Origin of the sequence: Rubrimonas cliftonensis (genome assembly GCF_900107585.1) — a bacterium.
Classification (GTDB): Bacteria; Pseudomonadota; Alphaproteobacteria; order Rhodobacterales; family Rhodobacteraceae; genus Rubrimonas; species Rubrimonas cliftonensis.
This window is the reverse complement of record NZ_FNQM01000003.1, coordinates 71,043-93,666: the sequence shown is the minus strand read 5'-3', so window position 1 is coordinate 93,666 and position 22,624 is coordinate 71,043. Positions and strand designations below refer to the sequence as shown.

Sequence of the window (22,624 nt, the reverse complement as noted above, 5' to 3'; positions counted from 1 at the left end):
CGGCGGGGGGCGGCGACTTTCAGTTGCTCACGGAGTTTACCGCGTTAGGGTGGCCCCGTTCGGAAGACTCCCCAGCGTGAGAGCCATGCCGTCTGCGCCGCTGCTATCCGTCGAAGGCCTCGCCATCGCCTTCGGTCCATCGAAGGCGGCGCGGCATGTCGTCGAAGACGTCTCCTTCGCCATCCGGCCCGGCGAGACGCTCGCCGTCGTGGGCGAGAGCGGGTCGGGCAAGACCCTGACGGGCCGCGCGCTGCTCGGCGTCCTGCCGCGGGGCGCGCGCGTGACGGCGGGGCGGGCGGTGCTGCGCGACGCGGAGGGCGAAGTCGACCTGCTCTCCTGTTCCGAGCGGGCCATGCAGCAGGTGCGCGGCGACCGTGTCGCGATGATCTTCCAGGAGCCGATGAGCGCTCTGTCGCCGCTGCACACCGTCGGCGCTCAGGTGCTGGAGGGGCTGTTTCTCCATGCGCCCTGCAGCCGGGCGGAGGGCGAGGCGCGCTGTCTGGAGACCTTCGCGGAGGTCGGCTTCCCCGACCCGGAGCGCGCCTTCGCGGCCTATCCGTTCGAACTCTCGGGGGGCCTGCGCCAGCGCGCGATGATCGCCATGGCCATGGTCTGCCGCCCGTCGCTGATGATCGCCGACGAGCCGACGACGGCGCTCGACGTCACGACCCAGGCCACCGTGCTCGACCTGATCCGCCGGCTGCAGGGCGAAACCGGCATGTCGGTGATGCTGATCACCCATGATCTCGGCGTCGTCGCCAATGTCGCGGACAGCGTGGCGGTGCTGCGTCAGGGGCGGCTGATGGAGAGCGGCTCGGCCGAGACCGTGCTGGGCGCGCCCGGCCACGCCTACACGCGCCGGCTGCTCGCCGCGGCGCCGGTGGTCGGCGACGTGGCGCCCTGCGCGGCGCGGCGGGACGACCCGATCCTCACCGTGCGGCGGCTCTCCAAGACCTATCCGGGCCGCAATCTCGGGCTCGGGCGCCGGGCCGCGCCGGTGCATGCGGCCGCCGACGTGAATTTCCGCATCCTGCGTGGCGGGGTTCTGGCGGTGGTCGGCGAGAGCGGCTCGGGCAAGTCGACCGTCGCGCGGCTGGTCCTGCGCGCCGAGGCGCCCGACCCCGGCGGCGAGATCCGCTTCCGCGGCCGCGACGGCTCCGACATCGACGTGGGGGCGCTGGATGCGAGCGGGCTCAAGGCGTTCCGCCGTCGCGCTCAGATGGTGTTCCAGGACCCGTTCGCGGCGCTCTCGCCGCGGATGCCGGTGCGCGACATCCTCACCGAGCCGCTGCGGGTGCACGGGGTGGGCGACGCGGCGTCGCAGAAGGCGCGGGCGGCGGCGCTGATGCGGCGCGTCGGCCTGCCGGCGGAGCATCTGGCGCGCTATCCGCACGCCTTCTCCGGCGGCCAGCGCCAGCGCATCGCCATCGCAAGGGCGCTCGCGCTGGAGCCGGAGTTGCTCGTCTGCGACGAGCCGACCTCGGCGCTCGACGTGTCGGTTCAGGCGCAGGTGCTCGACCTGCTGCGCGAGGTGCGGGCCGATCTCGGCCTGTCGATGCTGTTCATCTCCCACGACCTCGCCGTGGTCGCCGCGCTCGCCGACCGTGTGGCGGTGATGCGGCGCGGGCGCGTCGTCGAGGAGGCGCCCGTCGACCGCCTGTTCGGCGCGCCGGAGCACCCCTACACCCGCGCGCTGCTGGCGGCCTCGCCGGAGCCGCATCGCCGGCTCGACCTGCGCCTCGTCGCGCTGGGGGCGGGCGAGCCCGAGAGCTGGCCGGACCCATACGGCTACCGCGGCGACGCGGCGCCGCCCCTGACCGAGATCCGTCCCGACCATTTCGTGAGATGCGCGGCATGAGACCATTGTTGTTCGTCCTTCTGGCGGCCGTGCTTCAGGCGACGCCCCAGGCGCTTGCGCTCGACCTTGTCGAGACGCCCTCGCTCGCGCCGCGCGTGGCGGCGGGCGCGCTGCCGCCGGTCTCCGAGCGGGCGCCGAGCGAGCCGCTGGTGGTCGATCTCGCCGCTCGCGGCCGTGAGCCGGGCGTCCACGGCGGCGTCATCCGCACGCTGATCGGGCAGGCGCGGGACGTGCGCATGGCGGTGGTCTACGGCTATGCGCGGCTCGTGGGCTACGACGACGCCTATGCGATCCGCCCCGACCTGTTGCGCGAGGTGACGGTGGAGGATGGGCGCGTCTTCACCTTCCACCTGCGCGCGGGCCATCGATGGTCCGACGGCGCTCCCTTCACGGCGGAGGATTTCCGCTACTGGTGGGAGGATGTGGCGAACAACGCCGAATTGTTTCCCGCCGGTCCTCCGGCGCTGATGCTGGTCGACGGCGCGCCGCCGCGCTTCACCGCGATCGACGAGACGACCGTGCGCTACGAATGGTCCGCGCCCAATGCGAGCTTCCTGTCGGCGCTCGCCGCCGCGCGACCACCCTTCATCTACCGCCCGGCGCATTACATGAAGCGGTATCATGAGCGCTATGCGGCGCCGGCGGAGCTTCAGGCGCTGGTGGAGGCGGCCGGCGCACGCGGATGGGCGGCCCTGCACAACGCGGTGGACGATCTCTACAGCTTCGACGACCCCGAGCTTCCGACGCTGCAGCCATGGGTGAACACCACGCCGCGGAACGGTCAGCGCTACGTTCTGGCGCGCAACCCCTACTATCACAGGGTCGACCGGAACGGCCGGCAGCTTCCCTATGTCGACGCGATCGACATGACGGTTGCGGCGGGCGGCCTCATTCCGGCCAAGACCAATCGGGGGGAGAGCGATCTGCAGGCGCGCGGCCTCGCGCTGTCCGACGCGCCGGTGCTGAAGAAGGGCGAGGCCAAGGGCGGCTACGTCACGCGCCTCTGGACATCGGGCTACGCGGCCGACATCGCGCTCTATCCCAACCTCAACTACAACGACCCGGTCTGGCGCGAGGTGCTGCGCGACAGGCGCTTTCGCCGCGCCCTCAGCCTTGGCGTCGACCGCGCCGCGATCAACAAGACGCTGTTCTTCGGCCTTGCGCGGCCGGCGGCGATGGCGGCGCTGCCGCAGAGCCCGTTCTATGACGCCGCGCAGGCCGCGGCATGGGCGTCCCACGACCCAGTCGCCGCCAACGCGCTGCTCGACGCGATGGGTCTGGCGCGCGGCGGAGACGGCGTGCGCCTGCTGCCCGACGGCCGACCGCTGGAGGTGGTCGCCGAGACCGCGGGCGAGCGGCGCGAGGAGATCGACGCGCTCGAACTGATCGCGGACATGTGGCGCGAGCTTGGCGTGAAGCTGATCTACCGCTCGCTGGACCGCGACATCCTGCGCAACAAGGCCTATGCGGGCGAGGCGATGATGCCGGTCTGGTTCGGGTGGAACCTCGGCGTCATCATAGCCGATTCTGCGCCCGACGAGGCGACGCCCGTGGATCAGGCGGTCTTCACCTGGCCGAAATGGGGCCAGCACTACCAGACGCGCGGCGCGGCGGGGGAACCCGTCGACATGCCGGCCGCGGAGCGGCTGCTGGCGCTGCGCGACGCATGGGCCGGCGCGCCGAGCCTTGAGGGCCGCGCGGCGGCTTGGCGGGAAATCCTGTCGATCCACGCCGACGAGGTGTTCGCCATCGGCGTCGTCGCCAGCGCGCCGCAGCCCGTCGCGGTGAATGCGCGGCTGCGGAACTTTCCTGCGAAGGCGGTCTATGCATGGGAGCCGGGCGCGCATTTCGGCGTCCATCGCATCGACGAGGTCTTCTTCGCGGAACCCGGCGCGCAGCCATGACCGGCGGCCTCGGCGCAGGGCGGGCCGGCCCCGAAGACGCGCGCGAGCCGCGGGCCGGCGAGGCGAGCCGGCGATTGCGCCGGCGCTCCCGGATCGCCGGCGTCGCCGGACTGCTGGCCGTCGCGCTGGGTGTGGCGGCCATCGCGGCGCCGGGCGACGCGCCGCTCTGGGCCTACCTGCCGTTCTTCGGCGGGCTCGCCCTGCTGTGGCGATCGAGCCCGGGCCTCATGCGCTACGTCCTGGGGCGCTGCGCCACGATGATCGGGACGCTCGTGGTCGTCGCGGCGCTCGTCTTCGTCATCATCAACCTGCCGCCGGGGGATTTCCTCAGCAACCAGATCAACGAGCTGCGCGCGACCGGGCAGGCCTCCGGCGTCGCGCGGGCGGAATTCCTGATGAAGCAGTATGCGCTCGACCGGCCGCTGGCGGAGCAGTTCGCGATCTGGATCGGCGTCTGGCCGGGGCCGGACGGCTTCTCGGGCCTGCTGCAGGGCGATTTCGGCCACAGCCTCGAACTCGACCGGCCGGTGGCGGACGTGGTGGGCGAGGGGATGGCCTTCACTATCGGGCTCAACCTTGCGGTGGTGCTGTTCATCTACGTCACCGCGATCCCGCTCGGCGCGATCTCGGCGGTGAAGGCGAACACCTGGATCGACTACCTCGCCGCCCTGATCGGCTATATCGGGCTTGCGACGCCGAACTTCCTGCTGGCGCTGCTGTTGATGTATTACGGTAACGAGGCGGTCGGGCTGCCGATCGGAGGCGGCATGGCGCCGGAATACATCGGCGCCCCGATGAGCTTCGAGAAGTTCGGCTCCATCCTGCTGCACATGCTGGCGCCGGTGGTGGTGATCGGCACGGCCGGCATGGCGGCGATGTCGCGGCGGCTGCGCGCGAACCTGCTGGACGAGCTGGGCAAGCCCTATGTCGTGACGGCGCGCGCGAAGGGCGTGTCGCCGGCGGGAACGGTCATCCGCTACCCGCTGCGCATGGCGCTGAACCCCTTCATCGCCGACATCGGCAACCTGCTGCCGCAGCTCGTCTCCGGCTCGGTGCTGATCTCGGTGGTGATGAGCCTGCCGACCATCGGCCCGACGCTGCTGGCGGCGCTGAAGTCGCAGGACATCTTCCTCTCGGGCTTCATCCTGCTCTTCGTCTCGGCGCTGACGCTGGTGGGGATGCTGGTCTCCGACCTGCTGCTCGCGGTGGCGGACCCGCGCATCAGGCTCGCCAAATGATCCCGCCGTCACGGACCGGGGCGGTGGACCCCGACGCGCATTTCGTCTCGTCGGAGCCGGACGATCCCGAGGGCGACCTGCGCGCGCTCGACCGCGCCGACCTCGACGCGCCGACCTGGGTGCTGATCTGGCGGCGCTTCCTGCGCCACCGGCTCGCGGCGCTGTCGGGGCTGTTCCTGCTGACGATCTACCTTGCGCTGCCCTTCGTCGGCTTCTTCGCCCCCTATCCCGCCGACCTGCGCAACGCCGACCGCATCTATGCGCCGCCGCAGACGCTGCGCTTCTTCCACGAGGGCGCGTTCATCGGCCCCTTCGTCTATGCGACGACCGAGAGCTTCGACACCGACACGTTCCAGATCGTCTCGACGCCGGACACGAGCACCCCGCACCCGGCGCGCTTCTTCGCGCGCTGCGGGACGCCGCATGTTCTGCTCGGGCTGGTGGAGACGAACTGGCGCGTGATGTGCCCGCCGGAGGGAACGGAGATGTTCCTGCTCGGCGCCGACAGGCTGGGGCGCGACGTGCACAGCCGCATCCTCTACGGCGCCCAGCTCTCGCTGACCGTGGGGCTGATCGGCGTCGTGGTGAGCTTTGCGATCGGGCTGCTGCTGGGCGGCGTGGCGGGCTATTTCCGTGGCTGGACCGACGCCGCCGTGAGCCGGCTCATCGAGATCGTGCGCTCCCTGCCGGAGCTGCCGATCTGGCTGGCGCTGTCGGCTGCGATACCCGCCAACTGGTCGCCGGTGTCGGTGTTCTTCATGATCTCGATCATCCTGGGCGTCCTTGACTGGCCGGGGCTGGCGCGCGCCGTGCGCTCGAAGTTCCTCGCCCTGCGCACGGAGGACTATGTGCGCGCGGCGGAGCTGATGGGCGCCTCGCCCGCGCGCATCATCGGCGTCCACATGATCCCCAACTTCATGTCGCATCTGGTGGCGTCCGCCACGCTCGCGATACCCGGGATGATCCTCGGCGAGACGGCGCTCTCGTTTCTCGGCCTCGGCCTGCGCCCGCCGGCGGTGAGCTGGGGGCTGATGCTGAACGACGCGCTCGACCTCACAGTGGTTGAGATCTACCCGTGGCTGCTGATGCCGCTGCTGCCGGTGATGATGGTGGTGCTGGCGTTCAGCTTCCTCGGCGACGGCCTGCGCGACGCGCTCGACCCGTATTCGTGAGCGACGGGCGGGAGCGGGGCGAGACTGTCGCCGGCGGGTCCGCGCGGATGTCGCGGTCTGGCCCGGAGGCGCTTCGCTCGACCTCTGGCCCGCGCGGGTCGCCCGGGCAAAGGGGGGGAACGAGGCGCAGCCCCTGAACGGGCGACGCACGCGCGAGGCCCCGCCAGCATTCGCCCTTGTCGCGGCGCCCGCCCACCTGCTTAGCTGCGGCGGCGTCCTCCGTCGCAGGCTTCCCCATGCCGACCCCGGTCCAGATCGTCTCGAACCCCGCGCGCGGCATCGCGCTCAAGCTGATGTCGGTGCTGCTGTTCACGCTGATGTCGGCCTGCATCAAGGCCGCGCGCGAGTATGCGCCGCCGGGGCAGGCGGTGTTCTTCCGCAGCTTCTTCGCCATCCCGCCCATCATCCTCTATGCGCTCTGGCTGGGGCGGTTCGCCGAGGTGTTCCGCGTCAACGACGCCTTCGCCCATGTGAACCGCGGCTTGGTGGGCATGGCGGCGATGGCCTGCGGTTTCACCGCGCTGGGCCTGCTGCCGCTGCCGGAGACCATCGCCATCAACTACGCGGCGCCGCTGCTGGCCACCGGGCTCGCCGCGCTCATGCTGGGCGAGCAGGTGCGCGCCTATCGCTGGACTGCGGTTGGGGTGGGGCTGGCGGGCGTGATGGTGATGCTCTGGCCGCGGCTGACGGTGCTGGCCAGCGGCGACGTTTCCGACAGCGAGGCGCTGGGCGCCTGGGTGGCGCTGCTCGGCGCGGTGTTCGTCGCGCTGGCGACCGTCCATATCCGACGGCTGACCCAGACCGAGACGACGCTCTCCATCGTGTTCTGGTTCTCGGTGAGCTGCACGGTCGGCTCGCTTTTCACAATCCCCTTCGGCTGGGCGACGCTCGACGCGTGGACCGCGACGCTGCTGGTCGCGGCCGGGCTGCTGGGGGGCGTGGCCCAGATCATGATGACCGAGGGCTACCGCAACGCGGACGCCTCGACGCTGGCGCCGTTCGAGTACTCGTCGATGCTCTACGGGCTGATCCTGGGCTTCGTGCTGTTCGCCGAGGTTCCGGGCGCGCAGGTGCTGGCGGGCGCGTCCATCGTGATCGGCGCGGGCCTGTACATCATCCGCCGCGAGCGCCAGCTCGCCATTGACCGCAGCCGCGCCAAGCGCGCCGGTTCGATGCCGAGCGCGCAGTAACGCCGCGCGCGGCCCGCCCCCCGGGGGGGCGACTCATTGACACGAACTCCCGCTGGTTCACCCTCGAAACAAGTTCATGCCGGCGCCGGCGGCCGCTAAGTGGGTCCGGCGCGAGCCAGACAGGGAGAACCCGCCGATGGCGAGAATTACCGTGAACGGTGAGGCGCGCGAGATCGACGCGCCGGAAGCCACGCCGCTGCTCTGGGCGCTGCGCGATACGCTCGGGCTCACAGGCTCCAAATATGGGTGCGGCGTCGGCCTCTGCGGCGCCTGCACCGTGCATGTCGACGGTCGTGCGGAGCGCAGTTGCATGCTGCGCCTCGGCGACGTCGAGGGCGCGACCGTCACCACCATCGAGGGGCTGCACCCGCAGGGCGACCACCCGGTTCAGGCGGCGTGGCGGGAACTGAGCGTGCCGCAATGCGGCTTCTGCCAGGCCGGGCAGATCATGCAGGCGGCGAGCCTGCTGGAGGAGAACCCCAACCCCACCGACGAGGAGATCGCCTCGGCGATGGACGGCAACATCTGCCGTTGCGGCTGCTACGAGCGCATCGTCGCCGCCGTCCGTCTCGCCGCGACCGGCAGCTGAAGGAGGACGCGCCATGCTCAGCCATCTGAAGGAAGCCGGCGTCCTCGACGCCGCCGCGGGGATCGACGCGACGGGGCCGCTGCGGCCGCTCGCCATCGCCAAGCTCGACCGGCGCATGTTCCTCGCCGGCGCGGGCGTCGGCCTCGCCGCGCTCGCCGCGCCGGCCCACGCTTTCGAGCCGTGGAAGACCGGCGGCTCCGACATGCCGAACGGGCTCGTCTCCGACCCGCTGGTGTTCGTGACCATCGATCCTGACGGGACCGTGACCATCGTCGCGCACCGTTCCGAGATGGGCACCGGCGTCAAGACCTCGCTGCCCATGGTGCTCGCCGACGAGATGGGCGCGGACTGGGAGCGGGTGCGCATCGTCCAGGCCCCCGGCGACGAGCCGCGCTACGGCAACCAGAACACCGACGGCTCGCGCTCGATGCGCCACCACATCCAGACCATGCGCGAGATGGGCGCCTCGCTGCGCCTGATGCTCGCCGAGGCCGCCGCCGAGCGCTGGGGCGTCGGCGCCGGCGCGGTGAGCGTGGGCGTCCACGAGGTGCGCGAGGCCATGGGCGGGCAGACGCTCGGCTTCGGCGATCTTGCCGAGGCGGCGTTGGCCCGGCCCGTGCCCGCCCGCGAGGCGCTCAGCTTCAAGGACGAGTCGGAGTTCCGCTACATTGGCCGCGAGGTCGTGCGCATCGCCGACCTGCGCGGCATCACCGACGGCTCGGCGGTCTACGGCGCCGACATCCGCCTGCCCGGCATGAAATACGCCGTCATCGCCCGGCCGCCGGTGGCCGGCGGCAAGGTCGCCTCGCTGAACGCCGAAGCGGCGCTGGCCGCGCCCGGCGTCGAGCGCGTCGAGACGCTGGAGGGCGGCGCCCTGCCGGCCGGTTTCGGCCCGCTCGGCGGCGTCGCGGTGATCGCGAGCAGCACATGGGCGGCGCTGGACGCCCGCGACCTGCTCGAGATCGCGTGGGAGGCCGGCCCCCATGGCGGCTACGACAGCGGCGCCTACCGCGCCATGATGGAGGAGATGGCCGCTCGGGACGCCGCAATCGTCCGCGACAGGGGCGACTGGCCGGCGGCGAAGGCGGCCGCGGCGCGCGTCGTCTCGGCGACCTACCACCAGGCCCACATGGCGCACGCCTCGATGGAGCCGCCCGCGGCCGTGGCCGACGTGCGCGCCGACCGCGCCGAGATCTGGGCGCCGTCCCAGAGCCCCTACGACGCCCGCAAGGACGTCGCCAAGGCGCTGGGCATGGAGATCGACCAGGTGACGCTGCACGTCACGCTGCTGGGCGGCGGCTTCGGCCGCAAGTCCAAGGGCGATTTCGTCACCGAGGCGGCGCTGCTCAGCCAGCGCGTCGGCGCGCCCGTGCTGGTGCAGTGGACGCGCGAGGATGACATCCGCCACGACTACCTCCACACGACTTCCGTGGAGCGGCTGGAGGCGGCGGTCGACGGCGAGGGCAGGGTGACGGGCTGGCTGCACCGCTCCGTCGCGCCGACGATCCTCTCGACCTTCGCGCCCAACCCCGAGGCCGCGCTGCCCATCGAGCTGGGGATGGGGCTGGTCGACACACCTTTCGCCACGCCGGCGCTGCGCTGCGAATCCGCCGTGCCCCCGGCCCACGCCCGCATCGGCTGGTGGCGCGCCGTCTCCAACGTGCCCCACGCCTTCGCCATCCAGAGCTTCACGCATGAACTCGCGACCGAGCTCGGCCGCGACCACCGCGCGGTGCTGCTGGAGCTGATCGGCCCCGACCGGGTGATCGACCCGAAGGCCGAAGGGATGCCCGACGACCTGTGGAACTACGGCGAACCCTATGACGGCTTCCCGATCGACGCAGGCCGGCTGAAGCATGTCCTCAACGTTGCGGCCGACGCCATCGGCTGGGGTTCAGAGACGCCGGAGGGCGAGGGGCTGGGCCTCGCGGTCCACCGCAGCTTCGTCTCCTACGTCGCGGCGGCGGTGCGGGTGAAGATCGACGGCGGGCAGGTCCGCGTGCCGGAGGTCCACATGGCCGTGGACTGCGGCTTCGCCGCCAACCCAGAGCGCATCCGCAGCCAGATGGAGGGCGCCGCCGTCATGGGCATGACGGCGACGCTGCACAGCGCCGTCACCTACCGGGACGGGGCGGCGGAGCAGTCGAACTTCAACGACTACCAGATGGTGCGGGCGACCAACTTCCCCGAGAAGGTGACGACCCACATCGTCGACCACCCGTTCAGCGTGAAGGCCACGGGGGTCGGCGAACCCGGCGTCCCGCCCGTCCCGCCGGCCATCTGCAACGCGATCTTCGCCGCCACGGGCAAGCGGTTCCGCAGCCTGCCCATCGGCGAGTACATCGACGTCTGAGCGGTCGGGGGCGCGGCGACGCGCCCCCGCCTTCGACGCCTCCGGCCCACGCCCTGCGCGGACGACCCTTCCGCGCGCCGGGGACGTTCCTCGACGTGGCGCAGCGCGTCATGGCGCTGACGCAGGCGACCCGCGGACTGATCGCCGGCTGTGGCGAGACCCGCCGCGGGGCTGCGCGGCGCGCTCGCGGACCATGGCGTGACGCCCTGCGCGACGCGCCGCCCGCCACGCCATGGTCCGCGCCGCGTCGTATTCGAGGACGTCGTGCGCGTCGTCAGCGAGGATTTCGCGCCGTCCCGCCCCCCGCCCCGCCGACGCTGAGCCGTTCGCGCCGGCCGACGGGGAGAGCGTTTTCCGGTCACGCGCCGCGATCGGGCGGGCCGGCGGCGCGATCGTCGCCGGGCGGGATCGCGCGTCGGAGGGCGGCGCCGGCGCGCGCCGTCACACCTCCGGCGAGACGCCGGGAAGTTCGAGGTTGCGGATCAGCTCCCGCACCTCCTGCCTTGCTGCGATGTGGCTCATGCTGAGCGGCTGGCCCTCGGCGCCGCCGCGCAGGTCGAGCAGCGTCAGCCCCGACAGGAACAGCTCGCGGAAGATCACGCGCTCCGAGAAGCCCGGCGCGACGCGGAAGCCGATGCGCCTGGACAGCTCCTTCAGCATCCGCCCCACGGTGCGCTTGTTGCGCGCGTCGAGCGTGGCGATGCGGTTGCGCATCACGATCCAGTCGATCGGCTTCAGCCCGGCCTGCGCGCGGATCTGGCGGCCGCGCCACACCATCTCGGAATAGATCGACGGCCCCTTGATGCGCCCCGTCGCGGGGTCCACCCGCGCCAGAAGGTCGAAGTCGATCAGGCTGTCGTTGAGCGGCGTGATCAGCGTGTCGGCGGCGGCGTGCGCCTCCTGGCTGAAGGTCGTGAAGGAGCCGGGGCAGTCGATCACGACGAAGTCGCAGCGCGCCCTCAGCCCGTCGAGCGCGGCGCGCAGGGCCGCGCGGTCGGCCTCGTCGGCCTCCGCGCGCAGGGGCAGGTCGGAGGGCGTCACCCGCGCCTGCTCGGGCATGATCAGCGCAGCGCCGCTGCGCTCGGCGTAGGCGCGGCGATTCTCGAGGTAGCGGAAGAAGGACTGCTGGCGCAGGTCGAGGTCCATCGCGCCGACGCGCTTGCCCGCCCGCGCCAGCGCGACGAACAGGTGCATGGCGGTGGTGGACTTGCCCGAGCCGCCCTTCTCGTTGCCGAGCACGACGACATGGGCGCGCGCCGAGCCGCGGGGCGCGTCGGCCTCGGCGCCGGGCGCTGATCCGGGCGCGAAGCCGGCGGATCCGTCCGAAGCGGTCACGGCGCCGACCGTCGGGTGCGAAGAAGGGCACGCGCTCGCCGCTCATGGGCGCGCGCCGCGACGGGGTGTCCGACCGTCGGCATGGAAGTCGTCCGGGCGCTCATGCGCCCGGAGATCAGAAGCCGAAGCCTTCGAACTTCTTCTTGAACTTCGAGACGCGGCCGCCGGTGTCCATCAGCCGCTGGCCGCCGCCGGTCCAGGCCGGGTGCACCGAGGGGTCGATGTCGAGCGTCAGCGTGTCGCCCTCGTTCTTGTAGGTCGAGCGCATCTGCACGCTCGTGCCGTCCGTCATCTTCACGTTGATCACATGATAGTCGGGGTGGATGTCTTTTTTCATCGCGATGCTCCCGGGCCGGCGCCTGCGCCTAAAGCCGAATATCCGCGCAGCTGCGCCGCCACCGCGTCGCAGGCCGCGCGCAGCCATGTCGAGGGGGGCTGTTACAGGAGGGCGCGCCCCGAAGCAAGCGCCGCGAGGGGGCGCGGTTCGGCGCGGCGCAAGGGCGGACCCGCGACCCCGCAGGGGGCTTCGGTCGGCGCTGCGGTCGCCCCGGTCCGTCGGTCGAGGGGCCTTGCTGTCGGAACTGGTTGAACGAGCGTCGCCTCGGGCTGCAGGTGCTGGCGCAGCGGTTCATCTCCGCTAGAACATGAGGCGAACATCGGAGGCGTCATGCCCGATTCCGCCCCGCTCGCCGCCACTGCGCCCGCCCGAACCCATGGGCCCGCCGCCCCGCGCCGGGTCGCGTCGGTGTGGTTGCCGCGGCTGGCGGCGGAGCGCGCGCTGCGGCGGCTGGGCGGCGACGCCGGGGGCGCCCCCTTCACGGTGGTCGCGCCTGCGAAGGGGGCGCTGCGGCTGGCGAGCCTCTGCCCGCTCGCCGAGGCGTCCGGCCTGCGCGCCGGCATGGGGCTGACTGACGCCCGCGCCATCCGCCCCGACCTGCGCGCCGTCCCCGCCGATCCGCCGGCCGAGGCGGGGTTCCTGCGCGCGCTGGCGCGCTGGGCTGTCCGCTATTCGCCCTGGGTGGGCGAGGACGGCGTCGACGGGCTGGCGCTCGACGTCACCGGCTGCGCGCATCTTTTCGGGGGGGAGGGGCCGATGCTGGCCGACATCGTCTCGCGGCTCGCGGAGCGGGGGCTGACCGCGTGCGCCGCCGTCGCCGACGCGCGCGGCGCGGCCTGGGCGCTGGCGCGCTTCGCCGCGTCTCAGGCGCCCGTCGTCGCGCCGCGCGGCGGGGCGCGGGAGGCGCTGGCGGCGCTGCCGCTGGCGGCGCTGCGGCTGGAGCCCGAGGCGCTGGCGGCGCTGGGGCGGCTGGGGCTGCGCCGCGTCGACGAGCTCGCCCGCCTGCCGCGCGGCGCGCTGGCCCGGCGCGCGGGGCTCGACGTGGCGCGGCGGCTCGACCAGGCCTTCGGCGCCGAGCCCGAGCCCGTCCGCGCCGCGCCGCAGGGCCCCGGCTACGCCGTGCGGCTGCGCCTTCCGGAGCCGGTGGGGCGGGTGGAGGACGTCGCCGCCGGGCTCGACCGCCTGCTCGCCCGGCTCTGCGAGCGCCTCGCCGAACGTGGCATGGGCGCGCGGCGGCTGCGGCTGGCGCTGCGGCGGGTGGACGGAGCCGACGTCAGCCTCGACGTCGGCCTCGCGCGCCCCTCGCGGGAGGCCGGGGCGATCGCGGCGCTCTTCGCCCGGCCGCTGGGCGAGGCGGACGCTGGCTTCGGCGTCGACGCGCTGCGGCTGGAGGCGACGGTCGTGGAGCCGCTCTCGGCGACGCAGCACCGCGGGCCTCTCGCCGCGCCGCAGGCGCGCGACGCTGTGGAGAGGGGGGAGGACGCCGCCTTCGCCGCGCTGCTGGGGCGGCTCGGAAACCGGCTCGGCTTCGACCGCCTGACCCGCCCGCTGCCGGCCGAGAGCCACATTCCCGCGCGCGCCTTCACGACCGCCTCCGCCGCCTTCGCCGCGCCGCATGCCGGCGACTGGCCGGCGCCGCCCGGCCTGCGGCCCATCGCCCTGCTGCGCCCGGAGCCCGGCGAGGCCACGCGGCGGAGCGGCCGGCCAGTCTCCCTGCGCTGGCGACGCCGCGCCCATCGCCTCGCCGTCGCGATCGGCCCCGAACGCATCGCCCCGGAATGGTGGCTCGACGACCCCGCCTGGCGCGACGGCCCGCGCGACTACTGGCGCGTCGAGACGGAGGACGGCCTGCGCCTGTGGCTGTTCTGCGCGCCCGCCGCGCCGGGCGGGCCGATCTGGCGCGTCGAGGGCCTGTTCGGCTGACGAATCGATTGCGGCGACGCTCGAACCAGATAAGATCAAATCAGGAACATCGGAGGGCGTCATGACAATTCATGAAATCGCGCGGGCCTTCACCGCCGCCTGCGCCGAAGGGCGGGACGCCGACGCGCAGGCGTTCTGGGCGGATGACGTCGTCAGCGTCGAGGCGATGAGCGGCCCTATGGCGCGCGCGGAGGGGCGCGAGGCGCTGCTGGCGAAGGCGCGCTGGTGGCATGAAAACCACGAGATCCACGGCGTGACGGTGGAGGGGCCCTGGCCCAACGGCGACCAGTTCGCCGTAAAGTTCTGGATGGACGTCACCCCGAAGGGCGCCGCCCGGATGCAGATGGACGAAATCGGCCTCTACACCGTGCGCGACGGCCGCATCGTGGAGGAGCGCTTCTTCTACGTGACCGAATGACGTCGCCCCACGCCGGCCGCCCCAAGCCGGCCGGTCGCCGCAGGATGGACCCGCCCGCATGACCGACGCCGCCGCCGCTCCCCACATCCTTTCCGGGCCCGCCGCTCCGGACCGGCGCCCCGCCGCGTCCCCTGTCGCCGAGCCGACCGGCTTCGCGATGCGCGACGCCGAAGCCGGGGATGTGGAGGCCATCGTCGCGATGCTCGCCGACGACCCGCTCGGCGCCGCGCGCGAAGCGCCGGGCGATCCCGGCTACGCCGCCGCCTTCGCCGCCATCGCGGCCGACCCCGGCGAGCGGCTCATGGTCGCGGCGATCGACGGCGCCGTGGTGGGTTGCCTGCAACTCGGGGTGGTCCCGACGCTCTCGCGCCGCGGCGCCTCGCGCGCGGTGATCGAGGGCGTGCGGGTGGCCGCGCCCTGGCGCTCCCGCGGCGTCGGCGCCGCCATGGTGCGCCGGGCCGTGGAGATCGCCCGCGCCCGCGGCTGCGCCATGGTCCAGCTCGCCACCGACAGATCGCGGACCGACGCGCAGCGCTTCTACGCCCGCCTAGGCTTCGAGCCGAGCCATGTCGGCATGAAGCTCATGCTCTGACGCCGGCCGCGGCGAATCGGATCGACCCATGCGCCCGCCGCAGCTCTCGGCCTCGGGCGCAAGCCTCGGGCCTGAGCCGCAGGCGCAAGCCTCAGGCCTGAGCCATAGGCGTAGGCCTCGGCCCGCAGCCAGCCCCGCCCGCCGAGGCGCAGGACCGCGACCGCCCGCCCGCCCGCCCGCGCCGACCTTCGCGCCGACCGCTCTCAACCGGCGGTTGCCCGCGGGCGAGACCCAGCCTGCCTCCGCCACCGGCCTGCCCCCCTCCCCCCCCGCCAGGCGCTCCCCACATCGACGCCCGTCAGCCCCCTCCGCCGACGCGCTCCGCCGGCGACCTCCATCGACCCCAAGCGCCGGCCTTCTGGACCGGCCGCCTCAGCAGGCCCGCGCCGCCGGCCTGTCCGTCGGCCTGTCCGCCTCGCGCCTCTGCGGGGCGTCCGGCCGCGCGATTGCGGCCGATCCGGGCTGGGCGCGGCGGCGCGGTCCGCGCTAGTCTCGCCGCGTCCCGCCGGAGTCGCCCGCATGCCCGCCGCCCCCCAGCCGCCTTCCGCCGCCGCGCCGAGCTTCGTCCACCTGCGGGTGCGCTCGGTCTATTCGCTGGGGGAGGGGGCGATCGGCCTCAAGGCGCTGCCGAAGCTCTGCGAGGCCGCAGGCTGCCCCGCCGTCGCCGTCGCCGACGCCAACAACCTCTTCGGTGCGCTGGAGTTCTCCGAGACAGCCGCGAAGGCCGGCGTCCAGCCGATCATCGGCCTCTCGCTTGCGCTCGCCTACGCCGAGGCAGACCGGCCTGGCGACCGCGCGCCCGAGCCTGCCGAAATCGCGCTCTATGCGCAGGACGAAGCCGGCTACCGTAACCTCATGGCGCTGAGCTCGCACGCCTATCTGACCGGCGTCGACGGCCGCCGCGCCGTCGGGCCGGAGACGCTCGCGGCCTGCGCCGACGGGCTGATTCTGCTGACGGGAGGCCCCGACGGCCCGCTCGGCCGTCTCGCCCGCGCCGGCCGCCGCGACGCCGCGCTCGCCCTGCTCGACCGGCTGGAGGCGCTCTTCCCAGACCGGCTCTACGTCGAGCTGCAGCGCCACGGCGAGGGCGAGACGCTGCGCACGCCCGCCGAGGAGGAGACCGAGCCCTTCTTCGTCGAGACCGCCTACGCCCGCGACCTGCCGCTCGTCGCCTCCAACGACGCGCATTTCCCCGACGCCGCGATGTATGCGGCCCATGACGCCTTCCTCTGCGTCGGCTCGGGCAGCTACGTCACGCAGGAGAACCGCCCCCGGCTCACGCCCGAGCACTGGTTCAAGCCCGCCTCCGCCATGGTCGAGCGCTTCGCCGACCTGCCGGAGGCCTGCGCGAACACCGTCGAGATCGCCCGCCGCTGCGCCTTCCGCCCGCGCACCTGCGCGCCGATCCTGCCCCGCTTCGCCGACGACGAGGTGGAGGAGTTGCGCCGCCAGGCCCGCGAAGGCCTGGCCGAGCGCCTGCGGGTCGTCCCCCCCGCCGCCGAACGGAAGATCTACGAGGACCGGCTCGACTACGAGCTCGGCGTCATCGAGGGGATGGGCTTTCCCGGCTACTTCCTCATCGTCGCCGACTTCATCAAGTGGTCGAAGGCGCAGGATATTCCCGTTGGGCCGGGCCGCGGCTCGGGCGCCGGCTCGCTCGTCGCCTGGGCGCTGACCATCACCGATCTCGACCCCCTGCGCTACGGCCTGCTGTTCGAGCGGTTCCTCAACCCCGACCGCGTGTCGATGCCCGACTTCGACATCGACTTCTGCATGGACCGCCGCGAGGAGGTGATCGCCTATGTCCAGCGCCGCTACGGCGCCGACCGCGTGGCGCAGATCATCACCTTCGGCGCCATGCTCTCCAAGGCCGCCGTGCGCGACGTCGGCCGCGTGCTGCAGCTGCCCTACGGCCAGGTCGACCGCCTGTCGAAGATGATCCCGGTGGAGGGCGTGAAGCCCGTCTCCGTCAAGCGCGCCCGCGCCGAGGAGCCGCGCCTGCAGGAGGCCGCGAAGGAGGAGCCGGTCGTCGCCGAACTCCTCGACATCGCCGAGAAGGTCGAGGGCCTGCTGCGCAACGCCTCCACCCACGCCGCCGGCGTCGTGATCGGCGACCGGCCGCTGGTCGAGCTCTGCCCGCTCTACCGAGACGCCCGCGCCGAGACGCCCGCCACCCAGTTCAACATGAAATGGGTCGAGCAGGCGGGGCTCGTGAAGTTCGACTTCCTGGGGCTGAAGACCCTGACAGTGATCCAGAACGCGCTCGACCTGCTGAAGAAACGCGGCGTGAGCGTTGATATCTCGGCCATTCCGCTGGACGACCCCAAAACGTACGAACTCTATGCGCGGGCCGACACCGTCGCCGTGTTCCAGGTGGAGAGCGCGGGCATGCGCGACGCCCTGCGCCAGCTCCGCCCGACCTGCATCGAGGACATCGTGGCGCTGGTGGCGCTCTACCGCCCCGGTCCGATGGAGAACATTCCCAAGTACTGCAACGTCAAGAACGGGCGCGAGCCGCGCGCCGGCATCCACCCCCTCATCGACCCGATCCTCGACGAGACCCAGGGCATCATCGTTTATCAGGAGCAGGTGATGGAGATCGCCCGCAAGATGGCGGGTTACAGCCTCGGCGGCGCCGACCTTCTGCGCCGCGCCATGGGCAAGAAGATCCAGGAGGCGATGGACGCCGAGCGGCCGAAGTTCCTGGAGGGCGCTGCGGAGAACGGGGTGGACGGCGCCAAGGCGCTGGAAGTCTGGAACTTGCTCGACAAGTTCGCCAACTACGGCTTCAACAAGTCCCACGCCGCCGCCTACGCCGTGGTCAGCTACCAGACGGCGTGGCTCAAGGCCAACCACCCGGTCGAGTTCATGGCCGCGGTGATGAACTGCGACATCCACCTCACCGACAAGCTCGCGGTCTACAAGCGCGAGGCCGACGCCATGGGCATCGCGACGCTCGCGCCCTGCGTCAACCGCTCCGAGGCCGGCTTCACGGTGAGCGACGGCGCCATCGTCTATGCGCTTGGCGGGCTCAAGGGCGTCGGGCCGGAGGCGATGCGGCTGATCGCGACGGAGCGGGCGCAGGCGGGGCGCTTCGTCGACGTGTTCGACCTCGCGCGCCGGGTCGACCTGCGCCGGATCGGCAAGCGGGCGCTGGAGATGATCGCCCGCGCCGGCGCCTTCGACGCGCTCGACCGCAACCGCCGCCGCATGCTCGCCGCCGTCGACCAGCTTCTCGCCTATTCCGCGGCGGCGCAGGAGGAGGCGGCCTCGAACCAGGTTTCGCTGTTCGGCGGCGTGGCGGAACTGCCGGCGCCAAGGCTCTCCGACGGGCCGGACTGGGACGCCGGCGACCGGCTGGCGGAGGAGTTCACGGCGGTGGGCTTCTACCTCTCCGGCCACCCGCTGGACGATGTGGCGCAGGCGCTGCGGCGCAAGAAGATCCACTTCTACCGAGAGCTTGCGGCGCTCGCCTCGCGCAGCGGCGTAGCCGTGGGGCGCATCGCCGGCGTGGTGATGAAGCGGCAGGAGAAGAAGTCCGCCCGCGGCGCGCGCTTCGCCTTCGTGGCGCTGTCCGACCCCACGGGCATGTATGAGGCGACGGTGTTCTCCGACGTGCTCGCCGCCCATCGCGACCTGCTGGAGCCGGGCTGCCGCGTGGTGATGACGGTCGAGGCCGAGCCCGGCGGCGACCAGCTGAAGTTGCTCTGCAAGGCCGTGGCCGCGGTCGAGACCGTCATCGCCGACGCCGCGGCCGCCGGCCTGCGCGTCCACCTGTCCGACCAGACCGCGCTGGCGCCGCTGCGCGCGCGCCTGGAGCCGGTGCGGGCGGAGCGCGGCGCAGGCGCCGGCGCGGGGGGCGTCGCGGGGCGCAGGGGCGGCCCGGTGGAGATCGTCGTCGCCGATCCAGCGCTCGGCGCCGAGATCGCGGTGCGTCTGCCGGACGCCTGGGCCGTGACGCCGGCGATCCGCGGCGCCATCAAGGCGATTGACGGCGTGCTGATGGTCGAAGACCTCTAGAGCGGCGTTCGACCTGACTGCGTCAGGTCTGCCGCTCTACGCAATTATTCTGTCGCAGTTTTCTCGTCGCTGACTGATCCAGTCGGCTCGGAAAACGCTCTTGCGGCGTTCGAAACGGGGGAGTGGGCGTTGGCCGACGGCGAGATCAGGATCGTCCTGCCCAGGGACGTCGATGCGGAGACGCTGGCGCGGTTGCGCGAGGCCTTCCCGGAGGCGTCGCTCGCTTCCGCTGCGCCGCCGGGCGCGGCGGATGGCGCGGAGCTGGGCGCGTCCCTGGGCGGCGCGCAGCCCGCCGAGACGACCCTGGCCGTGGTTGAGGGCGCGCTTGCAAAGGCGGCGGCGGCTGCTCCCGAGGCGCTCGCCTCCATCCTCGCATGGTTCGGCGCGCATCCCGCCCTCTTCGGCCTCATCGCGCTGCTGATCGGGCTCGCCGCAGGCCATGCGGTCGAGCGGGCAGTCGGCGCGCTCGTCGCTAGCTCCGGGGGAGGCGGCCCCGTCGCGCCGGACTCGGGCGGGCTTTCGCCGTTCCGCGCCCGGCTGCGCGCGGCGCTGCCGCATCTCCTGCGGTCCGCTCTGGCGCTGGCGGCGTTCGCGGGCGTCGGCTTCGCCGTCGGGCGCGCGATCCTGCCCGGCGACGCCTCGGTGCGCGCGATCGCCGCCGCCGCGTTCCTCGCCATCGTCGGATATCGCGTCAAGCTGCTGATGGTTGAGGCGCTGGCCGCGCCCTCGGCGCCCTCGCGGCGGCTGATGGGCTTTGGCGCGGCCGAGGCGGCCTCCGTCCTGCGCGCCGCGCGCATCGCGCTCGCGGGCATGCTGGCGCTGACGATCCTGCGCGCGGTCGTCGTCGGCGCGGCGAGCCCGCCGGGGTCGGCCGCGCTGCTCGTCGTCGCGCTGCTGCTGCTGTCAGGCGCGCTGGCGGCGTGGTTCTTCTCGGCGGTCCGCCGGCCCGTCGCTGCGCTGATCGCCCGCGACGCCGCCGCGCCCTCCTTCGCCGCCCGGAACTGGTGGGCGGTCTATGTCGGCGTCGTCGCGCTCGACGTCGGACTGAAGTCGCTCGGCGCGCTGGGGCTGCTCGGCCCCGCGCAGGTAGGGGGCGGCGGGCCGACCGTCGTCATCATGATGCTGGCGCCGCTGGCCGTCGCCGGCCTGTCGCTCTGGCGGCGGGAGGCGGACGCCGAGGCCGACTCCCGCCGCCGGAGCGGCCTGCTGCGCGGCGGCTTCGCTCTGGCGGAGGGCATTGTGGTCGTCGTCGCCGCCGTGGCCGTGCTGCGCATCTGGGGCGTCGATCCGCTGGCGCCGCCCGCGCCGTCAGGCGTGGCGCGCTTCGCGCCGGCGCTCGTGGAGGCCGGCGCGATCCTCGTCGTCGGCCTCGCGCTCTGGCGGGCGCTCTCCGCCGCGCTCGACCCCGGACCGGCCGCCGCGCCGGGCGCCATCGTCGACGAGGAGAACCAGGCGCAGTCCTCCCGGATGGGCACCATCCTGCCCGTGGTGCGCGGCTTCGCGCTGGGCCTCGTCGCGGTGCTGACCGCGATGAGCGCGCTGTCGGCGATGGGGCTCGACATCGCGCCGCTGCTCGCCTCCGCCGGCGTGCTGGGCCTCGCGATCGGCTTCGGCGCGCAGAAGCTCGTCAGCGACGTCATCAGCGGACTGTTCTATCTCTACGAGGACGCCTTCCGCGTCGGCGAATATGTCGAGGCGAAATCGGGCAAGGGCGTCGTGGAGCGCATCTCCCTGCGCTCGGTGCGCCTGCGCCACCATCGCGGCCCGGTCTTCACCATCCCGTTCAGCGAGATGGGCACCATCCAGAACCACAGCCGCGACTGGGTGAAGGTGAAGTTCAGCTTCATGGTGCCGAGCGACGTGGACGTGGAGATGGTCCGCAAGCTGGTAAAGAAGGTCGGCGAGCAGCTTCTCGATCACCCGGAGCTTCAGGGCAAGTTCCTCGAGCCGCTGAAGTCGCAGGGCGCCGTGGCGATCCTGGGCAGCGCCTTCGAGATCGGCTGCAAGTTCACCTCGCGCCCCGGCCAGCAGTTCATCATCCGCCGGATGGCCTACGCCGCGCTCCAGAAGACGCTGGCCGAGAAGGGCGTGGAGCTGTTCCAGCCCCAGCTCACGCTCGCCGCCGACGACCCCGGCGGCGCCTCGATGGGTATGCCGCGGGAAAGCGGGGCCTGAGCGCTGGGCACGAGCGCTGGGCACGAGCGCTGGGCCTGCACGAGCGGGGCGGCGTCGCCGGCCCGGCCCGGCGCCGGCCGCGGGCTTCGGAGTCGACAGCGTCGCGGCGGCTGGGGACGCGCGGCGCCTTCGACTGCGCCGGCCTGCGGACCGTCCGGTGGAGAGGGGCGGCGGGGAAGGGCGGGCCGCGCCGTCAGCCTCCGCGTGACGACGCCCCGACCGACGCTCCGGGGGCGCGCGTCGGGAGCCTGCCGGCATCGCGTCGCCGGGCGTAGGCCTTGCACATGGGCGCAGGCCAGTTCGAGGATCGGCTCCGAGACGCCGACCGACCGCGCGCTGTCCAGCATGAAGCCGAGGATGTGGTCGCCCTCGGTCGGCGCGCCGCGCTCGATGTCGCGCAGCATCGAGGTGGAGTAGCCGGATGACGGGTCGGAGAACGTGGCGCGGTAGGTCTCCATGAACGCCGGGCTGGGGGCGTGGCCGAGCCGCGCTGCGATCTCGGCGTTGGCTTCCAGCAGCCGCCGCAGCAGGGCCGCGCCGTCCGCGGTGCGCACGATCTCCCCGACATTGGCCCGCATCAGGCAGGTCATGCCGGCCGAGGTGGCGACGTGGACGAGCTTCTCCCAAAGCCGGCGCATCACGTCCGGAACCGCCTCAGCGACGCAGCCGGGGGCCTGGGCGAAGGCGGCCTCCAGCGCCGCGACGCGGCCGGTCATGCGCCCGTCCTGCTCGCCGAAGGTCAGGAAGCGCCAGTCGTTGAAGTGCTCCACCACGCCGTCCTCGGTCAGCGTCGCCTGAATCTTCGCGAGGCCGCCGAGCACGCGCCCGGCGCCGAAGGCCGCGTTCAGACGGTCGATATGCGCGACGCCGTTCAACAGGGGAAGCACGGCGCATCCGTCGGAGACCGCGGGCGCGACGGTGGAGATGGCGTCCTCCAGATCATAGGCCTTGCAGGCCAGCAGCACCGCGTCAAAGCGGCCCCCGTCTTCAGCGGCGGCGACCGCCTTCACCGCGATGGCGGCGTCGCCGAAGGGGCTCCTGATGCGCAGTCCTTCGGCGTTGAGCCGCCGCAGCCGGCGCTCGCGCACCAGGAACGTCACGTCGACGCCGGCCTGCGCGAGGCGCCCGCCGAAGTAGCCGCCCACGCCGCCGGCGCCGAGGACCAGTATCCGAAGTCCGCCCATCTCTCGAAGTCTCCCTCCCCGGTCTGTTGAAGCGCTGCTCCGGTTCGGGTTGCGGAGGGGCGCCCGTCCAGTCCCGCGGGTTCCGGGCCCCTCCAGGAGCGATCGCCCGCTCCGCATCGTCGACGACCTGAACAGCTGCGCGGGCGCCCCTGATCCCGCAGGACACGGGCAGGGGCTTCACCATGCCCCGGATCGTGACCGGTGGCGACCGCTCCCGGACCGTCGCGGATCGAGGAGGTCTTCGCCGGGATGCGCGCCGGGATGCGTGGTGGGGGGGGGCGGACGGCGACCTGCCCTTGGTCTGGCTGGCGGCTGATGGCGTCTCGATGACGCCCA

The 22,624-nt window shown here is 72.9% G+C and carries 14 protein-coding genes and 1 pseudogene; 12 read left to right on the top strand and 3 right to left on the bottom strand.

Going from position 1 to position 22,624, the window contains the following annotated elements; genetic code table 11:
• Window positions 1-85 precede the first annotated feature (85 nt).
• The 7 genes from BLW43_RS05875 (at window position 86) to BLW43_RS05845 (ending at window position 10,304) form a co-directional block, all read left to right on the top strand.
• Window positions 86-1,858 (top strand): ABC transporter ATP-binding protein, encoded by a 1,773-nt coding sequence (locus BLW43_RS05875; protein ID WP_093250260.1) that lies wholly within the window; start codon window positions 86-88, stop codon window positions 1,856-1,858.
• Entirely contained in the window at window positions 1,855-3,762 is a 1,908-nt protein-coding gene (locus BLW43_RS05870) for an ABC transporter substrate-binding protein (RefSeq protein WP_093251541.1), read from the top strand. Before BLW43_RS05875 ends, BLW43_RS05870 begins: the two co-directional genes overlap by 4 nt.
• 227 nt (window positions 3,763-3,989) lie before the next feature.
• Entirely contained in the window at window positions 3,990-5,000 is a 1,011-nt protein-coding gene (locus BLW43_RS05865; protein WP_093251532.1) for an ABC transporter permease, read from the top strand.
• Window positions 4,997-6,172: an ABC transporter permease gene (locus tag BLW43_RS05860; protein WP_093250257.1), complete on the top strand. Its 1,176-nt coding sequence runs from the start codon at window positions 4,997-4,999 to the stop codon at window positions 6,170-6,172. Before BLW43_RS05865 ends, BLW43_RS05860 begins: the two co-directional genes overlap by 4 nt.
• A 236-nt stretch (window positions 6,173-6,408) precedes the next feature.
• The gene (locus BLW43_RS05855; RefSeq protein WP_093250255.1) at window positions 6,409-7,362 is read left to right on the top strand and encodes a DMT family transporter; all 954 of its coding nucleotides are present in this window, start codon (window positions 6,409-6,411) and stop codon (window positions 7,360-7,362) included.
• A gap of 136 nt (window positions 7,363-7,498) precedes the next feature.
• Complete coding sequence (locus tag BLW43_RS05850; RefSeq protein WP_093250252.1) at window positions 7,499-7,951, top strand: (2Fe-2S)-binding protein; 453 nt, start codon at window positions 7,499-7,501, stop codon at window positions 7,949-7,951.
• A gap of 13 nt (window positions 7,952-7,964) precedes the next feature.
• The gene (locus tag BLW43_RS05845) at window positions 7,965-10,304 is read left to right on the top strand and encodes a xanthine dehydrogenase family protein molybdopterin-binding subunit (RefSeq protein WP_093250249.1); all 2,340 of its coding nucleotides are present in this window, start codon (window positions 7,965-7,967) and stop codon (window positions 10,302-10,304) included.
• Window positions 10,305-10,745: 441 nt separating this feature from the next.
• Here the strand turns inward: BLW43_RS05845 and BLW43_RS05840 are convergent, their stop codons facing one another.
• Together BLW43_RS05840 and rpmE are read right to left on the bottom strand one after the other, a co-directional pair.
• Window positions 10,746-11,498 (bottom strand): division plane positioning ATPase MipZ, encoded by a 753-nt coding sequence (locus tag BLW43_RS05840; protein ID WP_245730964.1) that lies wholly within the window; start codon window positions 11,496-11,498, stop codon window positions 10,746-10,748.
• Between the two features lie 256 nt (window positions 11,499-11,754).
• Window positions 11,755-11,976, bottom strand: coding sequence for a 50S ribosomal protein L31 (gene rpmE, locus BLW43_RS05835; RefSeq protein ID WP_093250242.1), 222 nt, complete (start codon window positions 11,974-11,976; stop codon window positions 11,755-11,757).
• A 330-nt stretch (window positions 11,977-12,306) separates the two neighbouring features.
• Here rpmE and BLW43_RS05830 point away from each other — a divergent pair, with 330 nt between their 5' ends.
• From BLW43_RS05830 to BLW43_RS24655, 5 genes and pseudogenes are all read left to right on the top strand, one after another.
• Window positions 12,307-13,899 carry a Y-family DNA polymerase gene (locus BLW43_RS05830; RefSeq protein ID WP_093250238.1) on the top strand — a complete coding sequence of 531 codons (1,593 nt, stop codon included), beginning with the start codon at window positions 12,307-12,309 and terminating at the stop codon, window positions 13,897-13,899.
• Between the two features lie 61 nt (window positions 13,900-13,960).
• Window positions 13,961-14,317, top strand: coding sequence for a nuclear transport factor 2 family protein (locus tag BLW43_RS05825; RefSeq protein WP_093250235.1), 357 nt, complete (start codon window positions 13,961-13,963; stop codon window positions 14,315-14,317).
• A 58-nt stretch (window positions 14,318-14,375) separates the two neighbouring features.
• Window positions 14,376-14,909 (top strand): GNAT family N-acetyltransferase, encoded by a 534-nt coding sequence (locus BLW43_RS05820; protein WP_245730940.1) that lies wholly within the window; start codon window positions 14,376-14,378, stop codon window positions 14,907-14,909.
• 519 nt (window positions 14,910-15,428) lie between these two features.
• Window positions 15,429-18,929, top strand: coding sequence for a DNA polymerase III subunit alpha (dnaE, locus tag BLW43_RS05815; RefSeq protein ID WP_093250232.1), 3,501 nt, complete (start codon window positions 15,429-15,431; stop codon window positions 18,927-18,929).
• Window positions 18,930-19,631: 702 nt separating this feature from the next.
• Window positions 19,632-20,963, top strand: a pseudogene (locus BLW43_RS24655) (mechanosensitive ion channel family protein); the annotation flags it as partial.
• A gap of 17 nt (window positions 20,964-20,980) precedes the next feature.
• Here BLW43_RS24655 and BLW43_RS24255 read toward each other — a convergent pair.
• Window positions 20,981-22,288: a 2-dehydropantoate 2-reductase gene (locus tag BLW43_RS24255; protein WP_093250227.1), complete on the bottom strand. Its 1,308-nt coding sequence runs from the start codon at window positions 22,286-22,288 to the stop codon at window positions 20,981-20,983.
• Window positions 22,289-22,624 lie beyond the last annotated feature (336 nt).

Excerpts from the sequence above, each read along its gene's own strand:
- BLW43_RS05875 (WP_093250260.1), top strand. The coding sequence starts at position 86 with ATGCCGTCTGCGCCGCTGCTATCCGTCGAAGGCCTCGCCATCGCCTTC.
- BLW43_RS05870 (WP_093251541.1), top strand. The coding sequence starts at position 1,855 with ATGAGACCATTGTTGTTCGTCCTTCTGGCGGCCGTGCTTCAGGCGACG.
- BLW43_RS05865 (WP_093251532.1), top strand. The coding sequence starts at position 3,990 with ATGCGCTACGTCCTGGGGCGCTGCGCCACGATGATCGGGACGCTCGTG.
- BLW43_RS05860 (WP_093250257.1), top strand. The coding sequence starts at position 4,997 with ATGATCCCGCCGTCACGGACCGGGGCGGTGGACCCCGACGCGCATTTC.
- BLW43_RS05855 (WP_093250255.1), top strand. The coding sequence starts at position 6,409 with ATGCCGACCCCGGTCCAGATCGTCTCGAACCCCGCGCGCGGCATCGCG.
- BLW43_RS05850 (WP_093250252.1), top strand. The coding sequence starts at position 7,499 with ATGGCGAGAATTACCGTGAACGGTGAGGCGCGCGAGATCGACGCGCCG.
- BLW43_RS05845 (WP_093250249.1), top strand. The coding sequence starts at position 7,965 with ATGCTCAGCCATCTGAAGGAAGCCGGCGTCCTCGACGCCGCCGCGGGG.
- BLW43_RS05840 (WP_245730964.1), bottom strand. The coding sequence starts at position 11,498 with ATGCACCTGTTCGTCGCGCTGGCGCGGGCGGGCAAGCGCGTCGGCGCG.
- rpmE (WP_093250242.1), bottom strand. The coding sequence starts at position 11,976 with ATGAAAAAAGACATCCACCCCGACTATCATGTGATCAACGTGAAGATG.
- BLW43_RS05830 (WP_093250238.1), top strand. The coding sequence starts at position 12,307 with ATGCCCGATTCCGCCCCGCTCGCCGCCACTGCGCCCGCCCGAACCCAT.
- BLW43_RS05825 (WP_093250235.1), top strand. The coding sequence starts at position 13,961 with ATGACAATTCATGAAATCGCGCGGGCCTTCACCGCCGCCTGCGCCGAA.
- BLW43_RS05820 (WP_245730940.1), top strand. The coding sequence starts at position 14,376 with ATGACCGACGCCGCCGCCGCTCCCCACATCCTTTCCGGGCCCGCCGCT.
- dnaE (WP_093250232.1), top strand. The coding sequence starts at position 15,429 with ATGCCCGCCGCCCCCCAGCCGCCTTCCGCCGCCGCGCCGAGCTTCGTC.
- BLW43_RS24255 (WP_093250227.1), bottom strand. The coding sequence starts at position 22,288 with ATGGGCGGACTTCGGATACTGGTCCTCGGCGCCGGCGGCGTGGGCGGC.